This is a genomic window from Streptomyces sp. NPDC058665 (genome assembly GCF_042714995.1).
In the GTDB taxonomy this organism is placed as follows: Bacteria; Actinomycetota; Actinomycetes; order Streptomycetales; family Streptomycetaceae; genus Streptomyces.
In genome coordinates, this window is sequence record NZ_JBHXRX010000150.1 from 1 (window position 1) to 1,266 (window position 1,266).

1 protein-coding gene is annotated in these 1,266 nt (G+C 62.4%); it reads right to left on the reverse strand.

Annotation, left to right across the window (positions count from 1 at the left end; translation table 11 throughout):
* Entirely contained in the window at nt 1–1,161 is a 1,161-nt protein-coding gene (locus ACFWV8_RS38360) for an LLM class flavin-dependent oxidoreductase (protein WP_384215108.1), read from the reverse strand.
* Nucleotides 1,162–1,266: the final 105 nt, after the last annotated feature.

A 1,266-nucleotide genomic window follows, 5' to 3' on the forward strand; every position in this document is an offset into this window, starting at 1 on the left:
TCATCGTGGGGTCTCCTTGGTGTGGTGTTGGTGGAGTGCTTGTTGGTGGGCGGGGCGTGCGGTGCGGATGTCGGTGAGGATGTCGTTGGGTGGGCGGACTATGTTGCGGGGGTTTTTGAAGTGGGGGATGACGTATTTTCCGAAGAGTTCGATGGAGTGCATGAGTTGGTGGTGGGGGAGGCTGTCGACTCGCAGGACGAGTGCGTCGATGCCCATGTCGGCGTAGCGCTGGATGTGTTGGATGCAGTGGTCGGGGTCGCCGACGATGAAGCCTTGGGAGTGTTCGAGCATGTACTCCTCGTCGTTGAGGTTGATGTTTTTGACGGCGCCCATGTAGGCGTAGTCGTTTGAGAGTTTGGAGAGGCGTTCGTAGGCGTCGGTGGAGAGTTTGGCCATGTCGAGGAGGGGTTTTGCTTCGGTGCGGGCTTGTGTTGTGGTGTGGGCGCAGTGCATTCCGCCGGCGATGGCGACCATTTTGCGTGGTGTGGTGGGGTGGGGGTGGTGTGTGGTGGCGAGGGTTTTGTCGTAGAGCTTGACCATGTTTTCGACGAGGTCGTGGCCGAGGTAGAGGCCGCCCATGATGGCGCCGATGCCCATGGTGGCTGCGGTTTCGACGGAGCTGGGGCTGCCGGCGGCGGCTGAGATGGGCGGGTGGGGGTTTTGTAGGGGTTTGGGGACGAGGCTGCGGGGTGGGATCTTGTAGTGGTCGCCGACGTAGGAGAAGACGTCGTTGAGGAAGGCGTGGCGGATGAGTTCGATGCCTTCGCGCCACTGGGCTTTGTTTTCTGAGGGGTCGACCTCGAATGCGCGCAGTGCGAGTGTGGTGTTGCCGCGGCCGGTGCCCAGTTCGACGCGGCCGTTGGACAGGATGTCCTCGGTGGCGACGCGTTCGGCGACGCGCAGGGCGTGGTTCATCCGGGTCGGCAGCAGTGTCACGAGGTGGATGAAGCGGATCCGGCTTGTGAGGGCCATGAGGTAGGGGTAGAGCACTTCCGGAGCCGAGACCGATGCGGTGCCCAGGGCGACGTGCTGCTCGGAGCTGCCGAAGGCGTCGAAGCCCACCCGCTCCGCCAGGAGCACCTCGTCGATCAGCTCCCGGTAGCGGTGCTCATGCGTGAGCCCGACCGGGGTGTCTCCCTCGGACATGAGGATGAAGTCCATGACGACCCTTCCGTCGAATGTTAATCGCCGATAACGTAGGGCGTAGTTCAACCCTGGTCAAGACCTCCATGGGAGCCGCACAGCGTTAGATGGCGGTAACAATGA